Source organism: Rhodococcus sp. EPR-157 (assembly GCF_001647195.1).
Taxonomy (GTDB): domain Bacteria; phylum Actinomycetota; class Actinomycetes; order Mycobacteriales; family Mycobacteriaceae; genus Rhodococcoides.
Window position 1 is genome coordinate 1 of record NZ_LVCV01000079.1, and the last position, 20,939, is coordinate 20,939.

Annotated in this window: 16 protein-coding genes; 6 read left to right on the forward strand and 10 right to left on the reverse strand. The window is 63.6% G+C overall.

What is annotated here, in order from left to right:
• Positions 1–1,039, forward strand: a 1,039-nt coding sequence (locus A2J03_RS03220; RefSeq protein WP_068369600.1) for a M23 family metallopeptidase, incomplete at its 5' end; no start/stop codon positions are given.
• Positions 1,040–1,273: 234 nt separating this feature from the next.
• Here A2J03_RS03220 and A2J03_RS03225 read toward each other — a convergent pair.
• The 6 genes from A2J03_RS03225 to benA form a co-directional block, all read right to left on the reverse strand.
• Positions 1,274–2,518, reverse strand: a complete 1,245-nt coding sequence (locus A2J03_RS03225) for a benzoate/H(+) symporter BenE family transporter (RefSeq protein WP_068369603.1) — start codon at positions 2,516–2,518, stop codon at positions 1,274–1,276.
• Entirely contained in the window at positions 2,515–3,891 is a 1,377-nt protein-coding gene (locus tag A2J03_RS03230) for an MFS transporter (protein ID WP_068369605.1), read from the reverse strand. The genes A2J03_RS03225 and A2J03_RS03230 overlap by 4 nt, the downstream gene beginning before the upstream one ends.
• 153 nt (positions 3,892–4,044) lie before the next feature.
• Entirely contained in the window at positions 4,045–6,738 is a 2,694-nt protein-coding gene (locus A2J03_RS03235; RefSeq protein ID WP_156520172.1) for a helix-turn-helix domain-containing protein, read from the reverse strand.
• 60 nt (positions 6,739–6,798) lie between these two features.
• On the reverse strand, positions 6,799–9,441 hold the full coding sequence (gene benC, locus A2J03_RS03240; RefSeq protein ID WP_197480604.1) for a benzoate 1,2-dioxygenase electron transfer component BenC: 2,643 nt from the start codon (positions 9,439–9,441) through the stop codon (positions 6,799–6,801).
• Positions 9,413–9,919, reverse strand: coding sequence for a benzoate 1,2-dioxygenase small subunit (gene benB, locus A2J03_RS03245; RefSeq protein ID WP_068369610.1), 507 nt, complete (start codon positions 9,917–9,919; stop codon positions 9,413–9,415). The genes benC and benB overlap by 29 nt, the downstream gene beginning before the upstream one ends.
• A 1-nt stretch (position 9,920) precedes the next feature.
• A complete protein-coding gene (gene benA / locus A2J03_RS03250; RefSeq protein ID WP_068369613.1) occupies positions 9,921–11,303 on the reverse strand; it encodes a benzoate 1,2-dioxygenase large subunit in 1,383 nt (460 codons plus the stop codon).
• A 249-nt stretch (positions 11,304–11,552) separates the two neighbouring features.
• On the opposite strand from benA, the gene A2J03_RS03255 reads away from it, so the two are divergent.
• The 4 genes from A2J03_RS03255 to catC are packed head-to-tail and all read left to right on the forward strand — an operon-like array spanning position 11,553 to position 14,781.
• Entirely contained in the window at positions 11,553–12,482 is a 930-nt protein-coding gene (locus A2J03_RS03255; RefSeq protein ID WP_068369616.1) for a LysR family transcriptional regulator, read from the forward strand.
• Positions 12,479–13,582, forward strand: a complete 1,104-nt coding sequence (locus tag A2J03_RS03260; protein ID WP_068369624.1) for a mandelate racemase/muconate lactonizing enzyme family protein — start codon at positions 12,479–12,481, stop codon at positions 13,580–13,582. Before A2J03_RS03255 ends, A2J03_RS03260 begins: the two co-directional genes overlap by 4 nt.
• A gap of 42 nt (positions 13,583–13,624) precedes the next feature.
• Positions 13,625–14,491, forward strand: coding sequence for a catechol 1,2-dioxygenase (gene catA / locus A2J03_RS03265; protein ID WP_068369626.1), 867 nt, complete (start codon positions 13,625–13,627; stop codon positions 14,489–14,491).
• A 5-nt stretch (positions 14,492–14,496) separates the two neighbouring features.
• Positions 14,497–14,781 carry a muconolactone Delta-isomerase gene (gene catC / locus A2J03_RS03270; RefSeq protein WP_068369628.1) on the forward strand — a complete coding sequence of 95 codons (285 nt, stop codon included), beginning with the start codon at positions 14,497–14,499 and terminating at the stop codon, positions 14,779–14,781.
• Between the two features lie 4 nt (positions 14,782–14,785).
• Here catC and A2J03_RS03275 read toward each other — a convergent pair whose 3' ends face one another.
• A complete protein-coding gene (locus A2J03_RS03275; protein WP_068369630.1) occupies positions 14,786–16,852 on the reverse strand; it encodes an AMP-binding protein in 2,067 nt (688 codons plus the stop codon).
• Positions 16,853–17,081: 229 nt separating this feature from the next.
• The gene (locus A2J03_RS03280; RefSeq protein ID WP_068369638.1) at positions 17,082–17,357 is read right to left on the reverse strand and encodes a hypothetical protein; all 276 of its coding nucleotides are present in this window, start codon (positions 17,355–17,357) and stop codon (positions 17,082–17,084) included.
• Between the two features lie 123 nt (positions 17,358–17,480).
• On the opposite strand from A2J03_RS03280, the gene A2J03_RS03285 reads away from it, so the two are divergent.
• Positions 17,481–18,188 carry an enoyl-CoA hydratase-related protein gene (locus tag A2J03_RS03285; RefSeq protein ID WP_068369632.1) on the forward strand — a complete coding sequence of 236 codons (708 nt, stop codon included), beginning with the start codon at positions 17,481–17,483 and terminating at the stop codon, positions 18,186–18,188.
• A 28-nt stretch (positions 18,189–18,216) separates the two neighbouring features.
• Here A2J03_RS03285 and A2J03_RS03290 read toward each other — a convergent pair whose 3' ends face one another.
• Together A2J03_RS03290 and A2J03_RS03295 are read right to left on the reverse strand one after the other, a co-directional pair.
• Complete coding sequence (locus A2J03_RS03290; protein ID WP_068369633.1) at positions 18,217–19,830, reverse strand: SLC13 family permease; 1,614 nt, start codon at positions 19,828–19,830, stop codon at positions 18,217–18,219.
• A gap of 124 nt (positions 19,831–19,954) precedes the next feature.
• The coding region (locus tag A2J03_RS03295) for a serine hydrolase domain-containing protein (protein ID WP_197480603.1) at positions 19,955–20,939 on the reverse strand (985 nt) is incomplete at its 5' end.

A 20,939-nucleotide genomic window follows, 5' to 3' on the forward strand; every position in this document is an offset into this window, starting at 1 on the left:
CGGATCCGACGGTCGTGTTCACCTGGTGTACGAGGTGCAACTGATAAATGGCTTTCCCATCGCGGCCACAGTCACCGGAGTCGAGGTGCTCGACGCCGACGGTGGAGGCGTCCTCGCGTCAATGGATGAGAATGGGGTGACCTCCGCGATGTCTTTGTTGGTCGGAGGAGCCGGTCCGACCGACACCTTGGAACCGTCGACTGTGGGTGTGCTGTGGATGGATGTCGAATTCGACGATGTACGGGACATTCCGGAACGGGTCGAACACCGTGTCACAGTGTCGGTGCCGCCGGGATTGCCGGTGCCGGAATCGATCACTTACGACGGCGCCGAGGCGGATGTCGATCGAACCGGCCCGATTTCGATCGGCCCACCGCTGGCAGGGGCAGGATGGATGGCGGTGGGGAGCTGCTGCGACGGTCCTCATCGGCGAACAGCCCAACCGATCGACAACTCACTGTGGGTCGCGCAGCGATTCGCAATCGACTTCAACCGCCTAGGTGACGGAAATCTTCTCGTCGGGGGTGACCCGACCGAGAACGCGGATTGGTTCACCTACGATCAGCCCGTATTGGCGGTGGCGGACGCCGAAGTCGTGGAAGTTGCCAACGACTTCCAGGATCAAAGCCTTACGGCACCGCGGCCGGTGACGATCGAGGAGGCCGACGGCAACCACGTCATCTTGAAACTGTCGGACGATGTCTACGCGTTCTACGCACATCTGCGACCAGGGAGTGTCGCAGTCGCTGTGGGAGACAAGGTAACGACAGGCCAGGATATCGGGCGGACCGGAAACTCGGGTAGCTCGACTGGCCCGCACCTCCATTTCCAGTTGATGAACCAGCCATCGGCTCTCGTCGCAGACGGTCTTCCCTACGTATTCGACGAGTTCGTCCTCACCGGTGACGGCCCAGCCCTCGATCAGTTGATGGCACTCGACCCCGCAGTGGACGCAGTACCGGTCGACCCGTCCGACGAAGGTGTTCGAAAGGACGAACTGCCGATGAGCAAGACTGTCGTGGAGTTCGAAGGCGCATGACCCGACCAATGCCCCGAGCGTGGACCCAGCCCGCGAATTGGCCTGCGCGAGTGCCTCGGTGGCAACACGCTGCATCAATGCCACGGTAAATGTTCCCGCGCGGGGGTTGGTGTTGACGGTGATGATCGGTCTCTCGGCGTCACCTGGCACCACGAGCTTGATCTGCCCGGGATCGATACCCTGCCGGATCGCGTCGGCGATGTCGTTGCCGACGTCTGTACTGCCGAAACGTCATCAGCGCCGTCGGTCTAGAAGGTACGTCGCCGCTACCCCGGCGATCAATCCCCAGAACGGCGAACCGAGACCTGCGGCGTCGAAACCGGCAACGGTCACCAGCAAGGTGATCAGGGGTGCAAGTACCGGCCGCTCGACGGCGACGAACGCTGCTGAAAATGCCCCGCGTAAGGCGTCGAGCATCGCCAGTCCCGCCAGCGCAGCAATGAATGTCGTTGGGACCACAGCGAGGCCCCGCACCAGCAGCGGTGCGAGCGCACCCACCACGATGGCGATCGCACCGCACGTCATGCCCGCGATGTACTGCCGCTTGCGCTCGCCGACTGCAACTAGTAGTGCATTGGTTGGACCGGCCAGACATGTGGACACTGCGCCGAACGGCGCAGCGAGCAGCGACCACACCCCGCAGGCGACGGTGACGAGGGTCGTCGGCGCTCGATGTCCAGCCGCGCCGAGTACAGCCGCGCCCTGACCGTTCTGGACGGCCACCACGGTGATGGCGAGCGGTACCACCAACTGCGATACGGCGGCCCAACTGAACACCGGCGCGACGAGATCGGGCCATCCGATCACGGGTAGCTGCGCGGCCGGTCCCGTCACCACGCCGAAGCCACCCGTCATTGCCAGCGCCGCGAGACCTGCCACAAGCGCGGCCAACACCGGTGGCACCCTGATCGACCAGGTACCCGACCGGGTCAGGGCGACCCAGGCAGCAACCATGACGCCTGCAACCGCGATATCACTCGATACCGCCTGCACGAGTGAGGTTCCGAACGACAGGAACGCTCCGGCAACCATGGCCATCACGACGCTGTGGGGGAGGCACGCCATCAGCTTCGCGACGAGACCGGTGGCGCCGAGCACGATGATCAGCACACCGGTCACAAGATAGGACCCGACCACCTCGGCCCAGGACAGGGTGGTCAAGGATTCTCCGACCAGAACCGTCCCTGGAATGGTCCAGAAGAATGCTAGCGGCATTCGGTAGGCCCAACTCGCGGCGAGCGTCAGGATCCCGTTCAGTACGAAGACCCCGAAGATCCACGATGCCGTCTGCTGCGCACCGAGTGAGCCGGCCGCCGCCGCACCCATGATCACCGCCACCGGTCCGGTTGCCGAGAACAGCACTCCGGTTGCTCCGGCACCGAGGTACCGACCGCCGAAATCTGCGCGCAGTTCGCGCAGACTCGGCGGCCGGGGAACGTGCTTGACCACTCCCGCCGAGCGCTCGTCGACCCCTGTCATTCGGTCACTTTCACCGGAGCTTCGTCGGCTTCGATACGGGCCTCGTCGGTGCTGCGGATCGCTCGCAGGGCAGGCACCGCAGTGGTCACCAGGGCCCCGAGCAGGGCAACGACAGCGAAGATGTAGAACGCCTGCGAGGACGCGATTCCGGCACCGAGCAGGAACCCGCCGAGCAGCGGCCCGAGAATGCCGCCGAGGCGCCCGAAGCCGGCGCACCACGCGACGCCTGCTGCGCGAGCGGTGGTGGGGTAGTAGTTCGAGACGAAGCCGTAGATCAGCACCTGGGTGCCGATCGCGCCGATGCCGGCACCGGCCACCGCGACGAGCAGCACGCCGAGCGGGAAGCTCAACGTCAACAACACCAACGACAGTGCTGCAAGACAGAAGGTGACCGCTATCACGCGTTGCGGTCCCGTTCGATCGGCGACCCGTGACGCGATCAATCCGCCGATGATGGCTCCGCCGTTGAGAACCAACAGAAACGACAGTGATCCTTTGGCGTTGTATCCGGCCTCGGACATGATCTGCGGGAGCCAGGTGTTGAGCCCGTAGGTGAGCAGCAGGCCGGAGAAGCTCATCAAGCCCAGCAGAGCGGTCGGTCGACGCAGCGGTGTGCGGGCTAGTGCAGCGAATCCGACACGGTCACCCGCAACGACGGGTTCTGCCTCGGGCATTGGGATGCCCGTCTTGGCGCAGACATCCCGAGCATCGGCGTCGCGGCCGCGCGCGAGTAGCCAACGCGGGGATTCGGGCATGCGTAGCAGTGCGAGGGGTAACAGGATCACCAGGGGCAGCGCGCCGATCCAGAACAGGCCACGCCAGCCGATGGTGTCCTGCAGGGCAATAGCGGCCAGGGACGCCAGGACACCACCGGCCGGAATGCCGCTGTAGACGATGGCGTTGAACAGATTTCGGCGACCGGGCGGTGCGAACTCGGCGATCATCGCACCGACCGTGGCGACGAGCCCGCCGACGCCGATTCCAGTGACGAACCGGAGAATTCCGAACGTGGTGATGTTCTGGGCCAACGCGGTGGCAGCCATGCCGACCGAGAACCAGACGATGCACGTCAGCATCGTGCGCCGACGGCCGATCCGATCACCGAAGGCACCGGCCGTCAACGCGCCTACCATGACTCCGATCAGGGCGTAGGAGCCGAGGGCACCCGCCTGCTCGGGACCGAGAGCACCCAGTTGGGTCGAATCGGCCAGCAGCGTCGGGAGAACGGTTCCGTAGACAACCAGATCGTATCCGTCGAAAATGATTGCTGCAGTGGAAAGTGCGACGATCCAGATGACGCTGCGTCGGTGACGCCCGCTGGCCCAGGCCCCGGGGGCCGTGCTGCGGGGCGTCGGAATTGTCGGTGAGGGCATCGACTGTCCTTCGGTAGAGGGAGCCCGTGAAGGCGGGCGAGTGCTGCGCACGATCGGTGCGTTACGAGAAGTGTGTCTGGATGTGTGCTGAGTCACACTGGCGCTTTACCTAGGAACGACCCAGGGTGGTCGGCGAAAATTGTTGGAGCACAGTCAGGATGGCGTAGTTTCGGTCGCACGGGCCGCGGCCAGCTCGGAACGGGAACGAACGCCGAGCTTGGCGTAGACACGGGTGAGGTGAAACTGCACGGTCTTCACCGACAGAAACAGCTCCGCGGCCACTTCTCGATTGCTCAGGCCCGTGGCGACGAGGCTGGACACCGCGTCCTCCTGTGGGGTCAATGCGTTGTGCGGTCTGTCCTTGAGGGTCGCGTGGACTCCGCCTGCTTTCAGCTCTCGATCGCACCGCCTGACGTACGTCGTTGCGCCGAGGGACAGGTAGTCTTCGCGTGCCGCGGAGATCACCACATCGGCCTCGCGTCGCTTGCCTGCACGCCGCAGTGTTTGGCCGTACGCATAGTTCACGCGGGCACGGTCGTACACCAGGGGCAGGGGTACGAGCGAATCGAGCGCATCTTCGAAAGAAGCTCGAGCAGAGACCAAATCGCCGGTTGCGCCGTGCCATCTGCCCCGTGCACAGGCCAAACGTGCGTGCGCGGATCGGTGGCCGCGCTCGGCCACTCGGGCTTCATGAGGTGCCAGGAAAGCATCGGCCTCGTCGAGCCTGCCCTCCACGACGAGGGCGTTGGCGTACACATCCGGCCACGCCCAGAAGCCCGGCTCGGAGACGTCCGCCTGTGCCCATTGCGCCGTGAGTGGACTCAACGCACGCAGAACACCGGCATAGTCGGCTCGTGCTTCGGCGATCGCAGCACGACCCAAAGCCGTCGGAATACGCATGATTTCGTAGTCTCGGGCGCCGGAATCGCCCCGACGCGAGCTCGACGCGGCTGCGTCCCAGTCACCCCGCAGAGCATGGATCTGCATCGCCGTCCATTGCAGAAGCGGGACGATCAGGGCCGCGCCAGAACTGTCCGCCAGGTCGGAGGAGAGTCCGACGATCCGCAACGCGGCGTCCCACTCACCGGTGACGAAGTAGGTGCGTGCCAGCCACGCGTTCGCCCACAGCGCAATCCGGGTGGAGCCGCCGAGGAAGTCCGTCGGTGCCGCGGCTTCGAGTTCGGCCCGCGCCAGCTCTACGGAGTCGGTGGCCAGGTGCAGCCATCCCGCGCCCATCTGGACCCGTTGCCCCACGGCACCGGTACCGGCATGTCCCCACAGGTCGTCGTAACTGGCCAGTGCCTCGGAAACCCGACCGGTGCCTGCTAGACCGAGCCCTCGAATTGCTTGCGCCTCGACCGCCGTCGGATGATCGGCGCCGACGAGTTCGACGGCCCGATCGGCCCAGAGAACGAGGGAATGCCCGTCGCAGCGGGCGAGGTTGTGTAGTACTTGGCGATGGCAGATGACGGCCGCGACGTCGTGTTCGTGGCGGGTGCGGACAAGCTGCCATGCCCGGGTCAATCGGGCGTCGGCCTCCTGGGGGCGACCTCGCAGAATGGCCAGATATCCAAGAACAGCGTTGCGACTGGGTGTTTCGTGCAGACTCTCGATCTCGGCGATGTAGTCCGAGGCTCCGCGGACATCACCGGCTCCGATCAGAGCGTCGACGCCGCGCACGAGTCGATCCTCGCGCAGGCCGGGTTTGCTGGACGCCCTGCTGGAGAGCATGAAGAGTCTCGCAGCATTGGCCCATTCGCCGGTCCGTGCGCACTCGGCCGCAAGGGTTTCGAGTTCGTCGGCCATGTGTTGTTCGGGTAGAGGTGTCGCCTCTGCTCGGTGCGCCAGTCGATCGGCGGGGTCTGCTTCGGCTTCGGCTGCAGCCCTGTGGACGTCGGCGACGCAGGTTCTGCTCATGGTGGCCAGCACGGCCGCGCGAATCATTCCGTCCGGACATTCGAGCAGGGTGATACCCGATCGGCGACGCACGACGACCAAACCCAGTGCTTCCGCCGGATCGACTGCAGGATAGGGAACGTCGATCTCTGCCACCGCGCATGCCGTCGCGAGCGGTCGAGCACCGTCGAGCACCGCCACGGCGCGCACCAGTCGGACGGTGTCGGCGGAACTCTCGCTCAGCGCCGCTCGAACGGCGGCTTGCACATACTCAGGCGCCGGTAGTTCGGGACGCACGCCCGTCCACATGTGGGAGGGCAGTTCGCGCAGCAGCGCCAACACCTGTTTCGGTCGCCCGCCGGTGTGCGCTGTCAGGTGTGCCGCCGACGAGGGGGAGAGGATGACGCCCTGTATAGCAGCGAGTCCCGCAACGTGGTCGTTCTGCAGCGGCTCGACGACGAACCGGGTATCGGCCGCGCGATCGAGAACGTCGTGCGAGTCGATGTTTCCCGCGGGTAGGATCCGGCGCGTGCAGACGACGGCAATCTTGGATTCGCGGTAGCGACGAACCGTCGAGGCGAGAGCTCGAAGCGAATCCGCGTCGGAGTCCTGTGCGTCGTCGATGAACACGGCGGTGAGCGTGGCTGGAGCAAAGCTTTCGGCGATCCGCTCCGGCAGGCTCTCCGCATCGGAGGTGTCGATTGCTGGAAAGCACTGACGAGCGATCTCCCATGGCCGGTTCGTCTCCCATGGGACAGCGGAGACTCGCCGGAGGGATGTCCGAGGCTCGGACGAGTCCAGGTGTGCGGCCAGTTCTCGCAGTACGGCCGTCTTCCCGACCCCCGCCGCCCCGTCGACGACGATGAACGTCGACCGCTCGGCGGCGTCGTGCACCGCACTCACCAGCGCATCGAGCAGCTCGCCGCGAGCAATCAGAGGCGAGGAGGACATCAGCTCACCGTATCGGTGACGTGCGGGTACGTCCGGCGATCGAACCGACATCGCGCGCACTCAGCCCGGGTCGCCGCCGGCGACGGGCAGCACGGTGCCGGTGATGTACGACGCCTCGTCGGAGGCCAGGAAGCAGATAGCTGCGGCCTGCTCGTCCAGTGTCCCGTAGCGTTTGAGCAGGGACGAGTCGACGGTCTGGTCGACGATGGCCTGGTACCACTGCTGCTCCTGATCGGTGGACGGCGCCGGTCCGCGAGCGACTCGGCGCGGTGGTGCCTCCGTTCCTCCCGGCGCGGTGGGGACCACCCGAACGCCGTGGGGAGCAGCTTCGAGGGCGAGCGCCGAGGTGATGGCATTGACTCCACCCTTGGCTGCTGCGTAGGGCACGCGGTGTACTCCGCGGGTCGCCACCGAGGACACGTTGACGATGGTTCCGGCTCCCTGCGAGATCATGTGCGGGATCACCGCGCGACACGACCACAACGTGGGAAACAGCGAGCGCGAGATCTCCTTCTCGACCTGTTCCGGCGCGTACTCCGCGAACGGCTTCGCCCAAATGGTCCCGCCCACCACATGGATGGAGATGTCGACCCGTCCGTGCGTGGCGAGCGCCGCGTCCACTGCGGCCGACGCCCCCGCCCAGGTCTCCAGATCGGCCAGCACGCTGCCTGATTCGGAGCCGTCGCGCGTCAGTTCCTCGCTCAGCTCCTCGACGAGTTCGGATCGATCCGCGAGCATCAGCGCGCCGCCCTCCGCAGCGATTCTGCGAGCGACAGATTCTCCGATGCCCTGGGCCGCGCCGGTGATCAGCACGACCTTGCCGGTGAAGCGGCCCGGACTGACGAACTTCGGACGCTTGTTCACAGCGGAATCGTGCATGGCGCGCTTCATCGTGGTCTTGGACCGGTCCGCGTGATCGGCGATCAACGTACGGGCACGATCCCGGTCGCCGGCCTCGAAGGCGTCGACGATGTCCAGGTGATCCTGTGCGCACAACGGATCGCACCACGTCGCATTGCGGAGCACATCCTCCATTGCGGCCTCCACTCCGAGGGCCCGATACGCCTGCAGCAGATGCTCGTTGCGTGTCTGGATGAACAGGTAGTCGTGGAACGCAGCATTGGTTTCGGTGTACGCGCCGGCGTCGACGAAGCGGTCGCCGTCCACGTAGCGGGTTGTGGCGTCGGCCAGCAGACGGTAGCCCGCGATCTGCTGTGACGTGAGCCGGCCGATAACCAACTCCAGGGCGCCGAGTTCCAATGCGCGCCGGGCTTCGAAGACCGCGTCGGACTCGTACACCGAGGGATGTTCTTCGCCGATCTCGTAGTCGACGGCGTTCGAGATCGGTTCGACGTGATCGATCAACGGCTCGACACCGTGGGCAGGCCAGATGCGTTGCCCCGCGATCGCGCTCATCGCATTCGCCTCGTCCCTCGCCGAAGCCGCGTTGACCGCGTGCAGGGACTTCTCGGCACGAGTGTCGTATACTGTTCGGCCGCACAGGGAGCGAGCGTCCGAGGTCGACTCGTCGCCGGAGAGGAGTTCTGGTTCCGCGGGAACGGCGACCTGGGCTGTCACCGGCTCGGCAATGACGGTTTCGGCAACCATGGTTTCAGGCTCACTGCGCGGAGCAGGGCGGTTGATGGCCGGAGCCGACGGCGCGAACTTCTCGTAGTAGAAGCCGGTAGGTTCGATCCCCGACTCGGCGAAGTGCGACCGCACGGCTTCGACCATCGGGGGTGGACCGCACAGGTAGACAGCAACATCGCCGCCGTGCAGATGCTCCTCGCTCAGCAGCGAGGTTACGTAGCCCTTGTTCGCGGCTGTACTCGTCGGATCCGACACGCAGTGATCCCAAGTGAACATGTCGAGCTGCGAGGCGAGTTCGGTCAGTTCGTCGAGTAACACGACGTCCTCGTCGGTGCTCGCCCCGTATACCAGATGAACTGGGCGTGAGGATGACTCGGCTGCAAGGGTGCGCAGGATCGACAGGATGGGAGCCAGCCCGGTACCGCCTGCCAACAGCAGCGCGGGCCGTTGTGCTTCCCGAAGGAAGAAACTGCCGTGCGGTCCGGTGAACGAGATCTTGTCCCCGACGGCTGCGACGTCGGCGAGGTAGGTCGACATCGACCCGCCCGGGGTGAGTTTGACCAGAAATTCGAGCTCGTCCGATCCGGACACGCAGCTGAACGAATACGACCGCGTCTGCTCCGATCCGGGCACGGTGATGTTGACGTACTGGCCGGGCAGGAAGGTTGGTTCGCCGACCTGTGGTGCCTCGACGGCCAGGCGGACCGTCGTCGGAGAAAGTCGATCGACTGCCGTGACCACGCTTTCGTGCGTCGCCGCTCGGGTTTTCGCAACCGCGGAGGTGCTGGCGATCTGGAGTACGAGGTCGGACTTCGGAGTCATGCTGCACGGCAGGCAGTAGCCCTGCTCGGACTCGCCGACGCTCAGCGCGTCCTCGAGGTAGGTCCCAGCGTCGAAGTCGCCGGATTCGCACAGTGCCTTGCATGTTCCGCACGCCCCGTCCCGGCAGTCGAGGGGAATGTTGATTCGCGACCGGTAGGCGGCGTCGGCGACTGTCTGGCCGTCGGAACAGCTGACGAATCGTGTGACGCCGTCCTCGAAGGACAGTGCGACGGAATGGCTCACGAGGGTTCTCCTTTCGCGATCAGAAGTGATAGATGTCGACAACGTGATGGATGTAGTCGTTCTTGAGCACGACGGTCTTGCGGCGGATCAACGGTGATTCGCCCGAGAAATCGATCGTGTAGAAGGACGTACCGTAGTACGGATCGATCGTCTTGTACCGGAAGTACATCGTGTGCCAGTTGAACCGGACATCGACGAGATCGCCGCGGCGCTCGATGACCTCGACGTTGCTGATGTTGTGGCTTGTGCGTGGTTCGGGAATCGAAGTGGCACTGGACCGCTCGGTACGGATGCGGAACACGCGGTCCTCGAGGCCGCCCTTGTTCTCGTAGTAGATCAGAGAGATGTCGGTCTGTGGATCCTCGGTGAGCTGATCGTCGTCGCCCCAGCAAGGCATCCAGTATTCGACGTCGTCGGCATAGCAGGTGAGCCAGAGTTCGAACTCGCGATCGTCCAGATAGCGGGCCTCGCGGTAGAGGAACTGCTCGATCGAGCTCTGTGTGATTCGGGTTTCGGTGGAGGTCATGTCATTTCACCTGGTTCTCGGTGGCAGTCTTCTCGGCGGCGGTCTTCTCGATGGCAGCCAGCAGCGTTGTGCGCCAGTAACCGTGCTGTACGGGGAAGAGGCCTTCGTCCTCGTTTTTGACTCCCGCGGAGATCACGCCGTGCATGTCCAGCGCCTCGGCCACAGGATCCGGCCCGGTCAGCCAGTGCTCGGCACCGCGGCTCATGTCGTTCCAGGGCGCATTGGTGGCCTGGAACGTCAGCTGGCAAGAGCGGAACTCCTCGAGATCGTCCGGGGTGGCCATGCCGGATGCGTTGAAGAAGTCCTCGTATTGCCGAATTCGATGCGAGCGAGCAGCTTTCGATTCACCCTTGGGCGCGATGCAGTAGATGGTGACCTCGGTCTTGTCCGGGGCTATCGGACGAAAGTGCCGGATCTGGGTGCTGAACTGATCCATCAGGTAGACGTTCGGGTAGAGGCACAGGTTGCGCGAGCCCTTGACCATGAACTCGCCCTTGGCATCGCCGAACTGCTTCTTCAGCGCGTCCATCTGGTCCCACAGCGGACGATCCTGGGGGTTCGCGGCCCACGTCCACAAGCACAGATGCCCGTTGGGGTAGGACCAGTAGCCGCCACCGGATTTGCCCCAACCCCCCGCGTCGAGAGCCTTGGTGGTGTTCTTCGATTCGCCGTTGTTCCGTCGTGAGGTGGTCGCGGCGTAGTTCCAATGCACCGCACTGACGTGGTAGCCGTCGGCACCGTTCTCGGCCTGCACCTTCCAGTTGCCGTCGAACGTGTAGGTCGACGATCCCCGCAGTACCTCGAGGCCGTCCGGTGACTGATCGACGAGCATGTCGATGACCTTGGTGGTGTCGCCGAGGTGCTCGCCGAGTGTCGAAACGTCGTCGCTCAGGCTCGCGAACAGGAATCCTCGGTAGCTCTCGAATCTGGGCACCTTGGTCAGGTTGTGCGAGCCGTCGACGTCGAACGTAGCCGGGTAGCCGGCCCCCTCGGGGTCTTTGACCTTCAGCAACGTTCCGTCGTTGCGAAACGTCCAGCCGTGGAACGGGCACGTGAGGGTGGGGCGATTGTCGGTCTTTCGACGGCACAACATCGCCCCGCGGTGTGCACAGGCGTTGATCAGGCAGTGCAGCTCGCCGTCCTTGTCGCGGGTGATGACCACGGGCTGACGACCCATGTGCACGGTGAAGTAGTCGCCGTTGTTCGGAATCTGGCTCTCGTGCGCGATGTAGATCCAGTTGCCCTCGAAGATGTGCTTCATCTCCAACTCGAAGATCTCCTCGTCGGTGAAGATGCTTCGATTGGCTCGAAAGACGCCGGCGTCGGCATCGTCGACCACCGCGCCGTCGATGGCGGCGTGTGCGTGATCCAGGATTTCCGTCATGGTCGTGTCCTCGCTGTCGTTCGATTCCGCTGCAGTGCAGTCGTGTGGCGGCTGACCCCGACTCTGACAGCGAGTGGCTTCGGTCACACCAGCGCTTTGCCTAGGTCCGACCTGGGTGGCTATTGATCGCTGTGGCTTATCGATAAGGACGAAATAGGTCTTTGTCATCAATGGATTCACGGCTTACTGTGGGCAGGGTCACGCCGAAGTGCTTCGGTAGAGGAATGTCGACCGAACGGAAAGGTCACCATGGAGCTGCGGCACCTGTATCAATTCGTGGCCGTGGCGGAGACCCGGCACTTCGGCCAAGCAGCCAAGCGTCTGCATCTGGCGCAGCCGGCTCTCTCCCAGTCGGTACGTCAACTGGAGGCAGAGCTCGGCGTCACTCTGCTGACCCGGACCACTCGGCAGGTCAGCCTCACGCCGGCAGGGGAGTTCTTCTATCGAGAGACCGTGCGGAATCTGGAGAGCATCGAGCGCAGCACCCACGGTGTCCGACGCATCGCAGAAGGGCGCTACGGGTTGGTTCGTATCGGGTTCACCGGTACCGCCGCCTTCGATCAGCTTCCGCCGATCGCCCGAGCGATCAAGCAACGCCTACCCGGTCTCGCCCTCGAAATCCATGGGGATCTGCTCACTCCCGCGCAGGTCGAGGGGCTGCGTTCGGAACAGCTCGACGTGGCAGTTCTACGCCCGCCCGTCGCTGGTGACGACTTGGTGATCCGCACGATCACCACCGAATCTCTCTTGCTGGCGGTGCCGGTCGATCATCGGTACGCCGCCGAGGCCGCACTCGAGATGGCAGACCTCGCCTACGAGGACTTCGTCATGTACGCGGACTCGCACTCAGTGGTCAACGAGGCGGTGATCCGTAGTTGCCGCGCAGCGGGTTTCAGCCCGCGGCGTGAGCACGAGGCTCCGGACACGTCTGTGTTGCTGGCACTGGTCGCTGCCGGACTCGGGGTTGCCCTCGTTCCCGAATCCGTTCGTGCGCTCCAACTCACCGGGGTCGTCTTCCGCGACATCGCCGGCGCGAGCACCATCGATCTGGCGCTGGCCTGGCATCGCGACCGTCCGTCGGCACTCGTCGACGCCCTGGTCGGCGCACTCGAGGAAGCCGGGGTTCTGCCTCGTCCCGATACACATTCTCCGTCACCCGATCCAAAGGCAGTTCTATGAAGATCGTTGCAGTCGAAGCGATCCCGTACCGCATCCCGTACCTCAAGCCGTTGAAGTTCGCCAGTGGCGAGGTGCACGCGGCCGATCACGTGCTGGTTCGCGTGCATACCGACGACGGTATCGTCGGCGTTGCCGACGCACCGCCGCGTCCCTTCACCTACGGCGAAACCCAGCGCGGAATGGCCGCCGTCATCGATAGCCTGTTCGCACCCGCCGTTCTCGGTCTGACACTGGTCGATCGAGAAGTGGTTCGCTCCAGGCTGGCACGCACCGTGGGAAACCCGGTGGCCAAGGCTGCGATCGACATGGCCATCTGGGACGCGCTCGGCCGTACCCTCGATGTGCCTGTCACCGAATTGCTCGGTGGATACACCGACCGAATGCGGGTCAGTCACATGCTCGGATTCGACACTCCCGCAGCGATGGTCGACGAAGCCGCCCGAATGCGCGACACCTACGGAATCGAGGTCTTCAAGATCAAGGTCGGCCGCCGACCCGTAGCACTGGACACTGCCGTTGTGCGCGCACTCCGCGAAGGACTCGGTGACGGTATCGAACTCTACGTCGACGGCAATCGCGGCTGGACTGCAGCCGAATCGGCACGCGCCATGAAAGAGATGGCCGATCTCGGACTGACCCTCGCCGAGGAACTGTGCCCGGCCGACGACGTTCTCGGTCGTCGCTGGCTCGTCCAGCAACTCGATGTTCCCTTTGTCGCCGACGAATCGGTCACCACCCCGGCCGAAGTGACGCGCGAAATCCTCGGCGGATCAGCCACCGCTGTGAGCATCAAGACCGCGCGCACCGGCTTCACCGACTCGATGCGCATCCATCATCTGTGCGAAGGCTTGGGCTTGGACGTGGTGATGGGCAACCAGATCGACAGTCAACTCGGCTCCGCCTGCACAGTAGCCTTCGGTGCCGCGTTCGATCTGACGTCGCGTCGAGCCGGGGAGCTCTCCAACTTTCTCGACATGAGCGACGACCTCGTGACGGAACCGCTCGAGATTCGCGGCGGTGAACTCACCGTCCGTAGCGGTTCGGGTCATGGTATCGACATCGACCCCGACAAGCTCGCCAGATACCGCATCGACACCTAGCTCGCGTCCTCCACTTTCACCCCGAACACAAGGAGTCAAACCATGAGTATCGACCACGCAGCAACGACAGATGTGTCCGCCGAGGTGGCCACCGCCGCCGCGTCGGGCGCGAACGCCACCCAGCGGTTCACCTCCGACAAGCACGCCGCAGCTGATACCCCGCCCGAGCGCGTCAGTCTCCTGGCTCGACAGGTGATTTCGGCGATCCACGATACCGTGCGGGAACACAAGGTCACCTACGACGAGTACAATGCGCTCAAGGCGTGGCTGATCAACGTCGGACAGACCGGCGAATGGCCGCTGTTTCTCGACGTCTGGGTCGAGCATGTGGTCGAGGAAGTCGCGGGTGAGAATCGCGAGGGCAGTAAAGGCACCATCGAGGGTCCGTACTACGTCCCCGACGCACCCGAGCTCGGGTCGGCGGCAATCCTGCCTACCCGCGACGGCGAGAAGGGCACACCGCTGCTGTTCCAGGGGCAGGTGCGCGGCGTCGACGGTACCCCGCTCCCGCACGCCGTTATCGAGATCTGGCATGCCGACGCCGACGGCTTCTACTCGCAGTTCGCACCCGGAATTCCCGATTGGAATTTGCGCGGCACGGTGACCACAGATGACCAGGGCCAGTTCTGGATTCATACGATGAAGCCTGCGCCGTACCAGATCCCGACCGACGGAGCGTGCGGCAACCTCATCTCGGCGGCCGGCTGGCACCCGTGGCGTCCGGCGCACCTGCACCTCAAGGTCGCAGCGGTGGGCCATCAGCAGATCACCACCCAGCTCTACTTCCCGGGTGACGCCCACAACGACGACGACGTCGCCAGTGCCGTCAAGCCCGAGCTCATCCTCGACCCGCACGACGTCGACGGTGGCCAGGAAGTGACCTACGACTTCGTCCTCGACAAGGCCTGAGAGACATGCTGTTTGCAGTGAAAATGGATGTTGCGCTGCCGCAGGATCTCGATTCGGACGTACGAACCGATACTCTCGCGCGAGAGAAGGCGTACTCGCAGCAGTTGCAGCGCGACGGCGAATGGGTGAGTATCTGGCGGCTCGTGGGCCAGTATTCGAACCTGAGCATCTTCGATGTGCGGGACAACGAGCGTCTGCATGAGATTCTGTGGAATCTGCCGCTGTTCCCTTACATGACCATCGAGGTGACCGCGTTGACCACCCATCCCTCGGACATCGCCGCAGTCTGACCGCTCAGGTTCCCGCCGCCGGGGTGGGTTCGACGAGCAGCCGCTTGACGACTTTGCCAGTGGCAGTTCGGGGGAGTTCGTCCAGGAACGTCACGTCACGCGGAACCGAGAAGCGGCTCAGACGATTTCGAATGTACGCTCGGACCATCTCTGCATCGAGGCCGGCGGATCCTCGGCCGACGACGAATGCCGCCAGGCGTTGACCGTACTCGTTGTCGGGCACACCGACGACTGCTACCTCGCCTACCTGCGGGAGGTTGGCGATGGCATCCTCCACAGGTCCCGGAAAGACGTTTTCTCCTCCGGAGATGATCATCTCGTCGTCGCGGCCGCACACGAAGAGCCGTCCGTTGCAGTCGAGGTAACCGAGATCCCCGGTATCCATCAAGGCCGAACCCTTGGCAGAAACGGTCGACGGCGGATCGGCGTTGGTGTACCCGTCGAACAGCATGTCGTTGCCGACGAAGATGCGACCGAGCGTTCCGACCGGAACGACGTTGCCGTCGGCCGCGAGGATCGCGACCGTGGTCCCCAGCGGCGGTCGGCCCGCGGTGGCGGGTGACGCACGTAGATCGTCGGGGGTAGCGATGGTCGCCCACGAGACTTCGGTGGACCCGTAGAAGTTGTAGAGAATGTCGCCGAATACATCCATGAACCGGTTGACCGTGGATCCGGTGAGTGCCGATCCGCTGCACGCTACGACACGCAAGCTCGACGTGTCGTAGCGGGATCGGACCGAGTCGGGTAGGTCGAGAATTCGTTGCAGCATGATCGGTACGGCAATCAGCGAGGTGCACCGGTGAGCTTCGATGGCCCGGAGGCAGTCCTCCGGGTCGAATCGATCCTGCAACACCACCGTTGCTCGCAGCGGAGTGCTGATCTGCAAAGCTGCCAGGCCCCAGCTGTGAAACATCGGTGCCGCGATCAACATTCGCTCGTTCATCTGGAGCGGCATTCGGGACAGCATCGCTGCAACGGTGCCGAAGCCCCTAGGGGTGGGGCGGAGCGCACCTTTCGGAGAGCCGCTGGTCCCGGAGGTGAGCACGACGACGGTTCCGGGACGCTCGGGCCGTTCGAAGGTAGTGGACGGCGGAGCCACGAAGTGTTCGAGGGTGCGTCGATGGGGAATGACAGTGCGAGGAGACAAACTGACGCGTGTGACGTCGTCAGGGAGGTAGCGGACAATCGGGTCGAATTCGTCGTCGACGAACAACACATCGAAGTGTTGGCGGGCCGCGATCGACTCGATCTGACGGGCCGCCAGGCCCGTGTTGAGGAGGACGACTTCGACTCCGAGCATGCCGCATGCGACGGTGCACTCGGTCATCGTCGTGTGGTTGCGTGCCAGGATCCCGATCGTGCTGCCCGGACGAATGCCGGATGCGCTCAAGCCTGCGGCGATTCGGTGTGATCGTTGGTGGATCTCGGCGAAAGTCCGAGTACCGCGGTCGTCGATCACAGCGATCTGGTCCGGCGACTTCGCCGCTGCTGCTGCGAATCCGCCTCCGAGCGTGAATCCCCACCTGGCCAGTGAACTGAGCTGTTTGTAGGCGCGGTCGGGCCGGGCGGCACGGACGACGCCGGTGCTGATCATCGTCTTCGCGATCGCCAGTTGCAGGGAGCGGGAGTCGCCGGTGCTGGACACGATCGAGGTCGGCGTACCGGCCAGGGCGTCGCCGAGCCGTCGTAGACCGCCGAGAACCCAGTCGACCACAGCTTTGTTGTGTTCGGGTTGGGGTACATACGAGCCGCTGAGCCCCGCTTTGAACACGGTGACGTCGACCTTGGTCTCGTTGGCCGAGATCCCGGTGAGGGTGAACCTGACGAATCCGCCCGCGTCGACATGTTCGACTGTGACTATCGCGCGGTGACGTCGGTTCACGACGAGTTGTACGGCGTGGTCGATACCACCGACCCGGCACCAGTAGCCGTCGACGGCACCGTCGCGGAGGACGCACGCCTCGATCCCTGGGAAGTATCGCGGGTACAACTCGACCGCGCTCAAGACGCTGCATACCTGATCGGCGTCGTGTGCGAAGACCATGCTGCAGTCGATGACGTCCGAAACCATGCCGTTCCCCCCGTTGCCCCGCCGAATCGGTCAGCTACGCCGCCGCACAGCACCGACCAGGGGATTGCCGCGCGCACTCGAACGGGTCATCCGCCTGGATGAAGTCGATATATTAACCGTGACGGATAGTTACGCGCACGAAATCGGCATAATTCAGTCGCCGGTCAAGCAGTCGGTTCGTGATTGGGGGCGTGCGGGAAGTGGATGCAGGTGCCACTGTGCGGTTGAGCTAGTTGCGGTCCAAGTAGAGCTGGGCCGTTTCGGTGGCAACCGCCGACACCGCAGAAGCAAGTCCTGGCTCGAGATCGAGTGCATTTGCCAGCGTCTCATCTCGTAGTCCACGGGACCGCAGAAGCTCCCACGCACGTTCCATCAGTCGGACCGATGTCGGGTGATCCAGTTCCGGCCTCGTCGATCGCAAAGCCGTTGCGGCCCAATCTGCATCGAACGTTCCGTTCGGTGGGCCGAACACGCGCTCACCGGAGGTATAGCTCCTCGGGTCCATGCGATCCGACGCTAGCACGCACTCGGCAACGCTGTCGGTCCTGCGACTGCCTCGTCGACGAGGCAGTGCGGAATCCTCGAACACTGGTACATCTGCCAACGAACGTGTGCGTACGTTGGAGACATGCCCTATGTGGACCGTGTTGCCGACGTATTCGTGCTGAACCTCGGGGACCGAGATGTAGTCAATGGCGAGAATCGAATGGGACCAGCCTGGGTTGCCGACGTCGAAGCGCTTCTCGACGAGGTCGAGGCAGCGACGGGGCCGGCGGCGCTGGTTACCACGGCGACAGGCAAGTATTTCTCCACCGGTGTCGACCTCTCCTGGGGCGCTGAGAACCTCGACCAGGTGAACCTGTTCATCGGCGCGGTGCAGTCGCTGCTGGCACGTGTTCTGACGTTCCCGATGCAGACAGTCGCTGCACTACAAGGGCATACATTCGGCGGCGCGGCGTTTTTCGCCATGGCACACGACTACCGGGTCATGCGAGCCGACCGCGGCTTTCTGTGCTTCCCCGGCGTGAGTATCGGTGCCAGCTACAGCCCAGGAACAGTGCGGTTGGTTGCTGCCAAGCTGACACCTCTGGCGTTTCACGAGGCACTGACCACGGGACGCCGATACGGCGGTGACGACGCCGCCACCCTCGGTCTGGTCGATTCCGCCTCCGCGGAAGATCGTCTACTCGACGATGCCATCGCACGTGCGACGGAATTGACCGGAACACGAGGCAGTGTTCTCGGCGACATCAAACTCACCATGTATGCAGACGTCGTCGAGTCCCTCCTAGCGCCTGTAGCTGGCGTCGAGGAGCAGGAGTGGACCATGCGCTAGGCAAACTGGGCGGCTCAGGAATCCGGGGTCAGTACTCGATGCCCAACGACCATGCGAACACGGTGTAGGCCGCCAGCGTGATCAAAGCTATGGAAATCAGGTTGAGCCACAATCCACCCCGCATCATCTGGCCAATGGTGATGTAACCGCTGGCGTACGAGACCGCGTTGGGAGGCGTTGCCACCGGCAGCATGAACGCACACGTCGCTGCCAGCGCAACGGGAATTGTCAGCACCAGCAGATCGATGTCCATGCCCATCGCGACCCCGCCGGCCACGGGCAGGAACGTTGCTGCCGTCGCTGTATTGCTCGTGATCTCGGTCAGAAAGATGATTGCCGTCGTTGCCACGACGATCAGCAGGACCACGGGAATAGTATCGAGTCCCGCTGCGACACTCCCGATCCAGTCGGTCAGGCCGCTGGATTGGAACTGCGCCGACAGTGCAAGTCCTCCACCGAACAGGAGCAGGACACCCCAGGGCAGTTTGACGGCCGTCTCCCAGTCGATCAGGCGAACACCCTTCTTTCCTCCGCTGGGCAGCAGGAACAGAAGAAGCGCTGCCGTCATTGCGATTCCGGTGTCGGAGATCGGTGGCGCGTCGAAGATCAGCGGAACCGCGACCCACGATGCAGCAGCGAGACAGAAGATGATTGCCACTCGGATCTCACCCTGCGACATCTTCCCCAGCGCATCCAATTCGCCTTTGATGAGCTGCTTTCCGCCCGGAATGTCATCGATCTCGGGTTTGAACAGCACATGTGTGAGCAAGAACCAGGCTATGAACAGCAGAACCACCGCGAGTGGTACACCCGCGATCATCCATTCGAGAAATCCGATCGTGATGCCCTGACCCTCGAGGTAACCCACCAGCAAAGTATTCGGAGGCGTGCCGATGATCGTCCCCAACGATCCGATCGACGCCGCATAGGCAATACCGAGCATCATCGCGGTACCGAAGTTGCTCTTGATCACCGCCTCCGTAATCGTGGCATCAGCATCAGCATCAGCATCAGCATCAGCACCAGCATCGGGAACCGCCCCCGCCTTCTTCCCGATGTCGAGTACCAACACCAGAACCGAGACACCGATCGGGATCATCATGACTGCGGTGGCTGTGTTCGACACCCACATCGACAAGAAGCCGGTCGCGATCATGAACCCTGCGATCACCATCGTCGGCTTCGTACCCATCGCGTTGACGGTCAGCAGTGCTATCCGACGGTGAAGGTTCCACCGTTGCATTGCCAGAGCCAGCAGGAAGCCGCCCATGAACAAGAAGATGATGTTGTTGCCGTAAGAAGCGCCCACATCGTTGATGTCGACGTCGTCAACCAGGATAGGAAAGATGATGAGTGGCAACAGGGCTGTTGCAGGAATCGGTACCGCCTCGGTCATCCACCAGATACCCATGAGTACTGCGGTTGCGGCAGTCAACCGCGCAGCGTGGTCGACGTCGGCGGGCATGACCGCATACACGAGCACCGCCAGCAGTAGTCCTGCAGCGAGCCCGGCCCATTGCCGTTTCCGACGCCCTGGCTTGACCTCGTCGTCCCGTTCCCCGGCCGATCTCTGGTCGACTTCGGCGAATCCGTTCGGGTCGGCTCGGCGACCTGACTCCTCCGCGTCGCTGAGCTGCGACATAGGGGCCTCCTCGTGCTCGGCGTGTCGTCAGCGTATCGCCTCGGATGTCCGAAAAGTCGCAATCAAGGTCCTTGGCGGGTTCGGGATTCGTCGCCCAAGGACCTGCCCCGCCGCGAAGTGCCGGTCAGGACAGCTTCGGCGGATTGTCCGGCAACAGGAGTGCGCCGATAGCGCTGGCGATCGGAACCGTGTTGTTGGTGTTTGCATTCGCAGTCGGTCCGAGCGTGGCGTAGATGACGATCGTGGTTTTCGATTCCGTGTCGTACAAAGCGACACCGTTGTAGCCGCCGAAGGACGGGTTCATGAACAACCAGCTGCCGAGGTGGGCAGTCCCGAAAGCGAAGAATCGTTCGTCGGTGAGTGGACCGAGCCCGGCTGTCTCGGGTGCCATCATCTCTTGAAATGCGCTGTCTGACAGTAGTTCACCGGTTCCCAGTGCGCGAACCCAGCGCCCGACGTCGGTAACTGTGGAGTTCCGGTTTCCACTGTTGAGAAATGCGGTGGGATTCCAGAAGGTCGAATCTTCGAAGACGCCGCGCTCGTTGGTGTAGCCGTGTAGGGCAGGATCGGCCATCTGGGGCGTCAGCATCACGTTGCTCTCGCTCATTCCGAGCGGCGTGAAGACTCGATTCTTCAACAGCTCGCCCAGCGGTTCACCCGATGCCTTTTCGAGCACCACGCCGAGCAGACATAGATCGCTGTGCGCGTAGGCGAAGTTGGTGCCAGGTTCGAATAGCGGCGGGCGGGCGTTGGCCAGGTCGAAAATCTCCTGTGCCGTGAATTCCTTGATCGGATTTGCGTAGAAGGTTTTCAAGAAATCGGGATTCGTCACATAGTCGGAGATGCCGCTGGTGCTGTTGGCAAGCATCCGTGGTGTGATCTGCTCCGCGCGCGGAAAATCGGGAACCCACCTGGCGATCGGTTCGTCGAGGCTCAATGTTCCGTCGTCGTCGAGTTGTAGGAGCGCCGTCGACAGCATCGGCTCCATCGGCTGTCCGACGCGAAGTTGCATGTTCGGCGTGGCAGGTACGCCGATCGGCGACTCGCCGACCGCGCCGAGAACGACTTCTTCGTCGCCTTGCCATACCCCGAACACGGCGGCACCGAGA

What these genes read in the sequence shown, in the direction of transcription:
- benB (WP_068369610.1), bottom strand. Translation starts at nt 9,919, where the DNA reads ATGACCTCCACCGAAACCCGAATCACACAGAGCTCGATCGAGCAGTTC.
- benA (WP_068369613.1), bottom strand. Translation starts at nt 11,303, where the DNA reads ATGACGGAAATCCTGGATCACGCACACGCCGCCATCGACGGCGCGGTG.
- A2J03_RS03285 (WP_068369632.1), top strand. Translation starts at nt 17,481, where the DNA reads ATGCCCTATGTGGACCGTGTTGCCGACGTATTCGTGCTGAACCTCGGG.
- catC (WP_068369628.1), top strand. Translation starts at nt 14,497, where the DNA reads ATGCTGTTTGCAGTGAAAATGGATGTTGCGCTGCCGCAGGATCTCGAT.
- A2J03_RS03280 (WP_068369638.1), bottom strand. Translation starts at nt 17,357, where the DNA reads ATGGACCCGAGGAGCTATACCTCCGGTGAGCGCGTGTTCGGCCCACCG.
- A2J03_RS03235 (WP_156520172.1), bottom strand. Translation starts at nt 6,738, where the DNA reads ATGTCCTCCTCGCCTCTGATTGCTCGCGGCGAGCTGCTCGATGCGCTG.
- A2J03_RS03275 (WP_068369630.1), bottom strand. Translation starts at nt 16,852, where the DNA reads ATGGTTTCGGACGTCATCGACTGCAGCATGGTCTTCGCACACGACGCC.
- catA (WP_068369626.1), top strand. Translation starts at nt 13,625, where the DNA reads ATGAGTATCGACCACGCAGCAACGACAGATGTGTCCGCCGAGGTGGCC.
- A2J03_RS03290 (WP_068369633.1), bottom strand. Translation starts at nt 19,830, where the DNA reads ATGTCGCAGCTCAGCGACGCGGAGGAGTCAGGTCGCCGAGCCGACCCG.
- A2J03_RS03230 (WP_068369605.1), bottom strand. Translation starts at nt 3,891, where the DNA reads ATGCCCTCACCGACAATTCCGACGCCCCGCAGCACGGCCCCCGGGGCC.
- A2J03_RS03255 (WP_068369616.1), top strand. Translation starts at nt 11,553, where the DNA reads ATGGAGCTGCGGCACCTGTATCAATTCGTGGCCGTGGCGGAGACCCGG.
- A2J03_RS03260 (WP_068369624.1), top strand. Translation starts at nt 12,479, where the DNA reads ATGAAGATCGTTGCAGTCGAAGCGATCCCGTACCGCATCCCGTACCTC.
- A2J03_RS03225 (WP_068369603.1), bottom strand. Translation starts at nt 2,518, where the DNA reads ATGACAGGGGTCGACGAGCGCTCGGCGGGAGTGGTCAAGCACGTTCCC.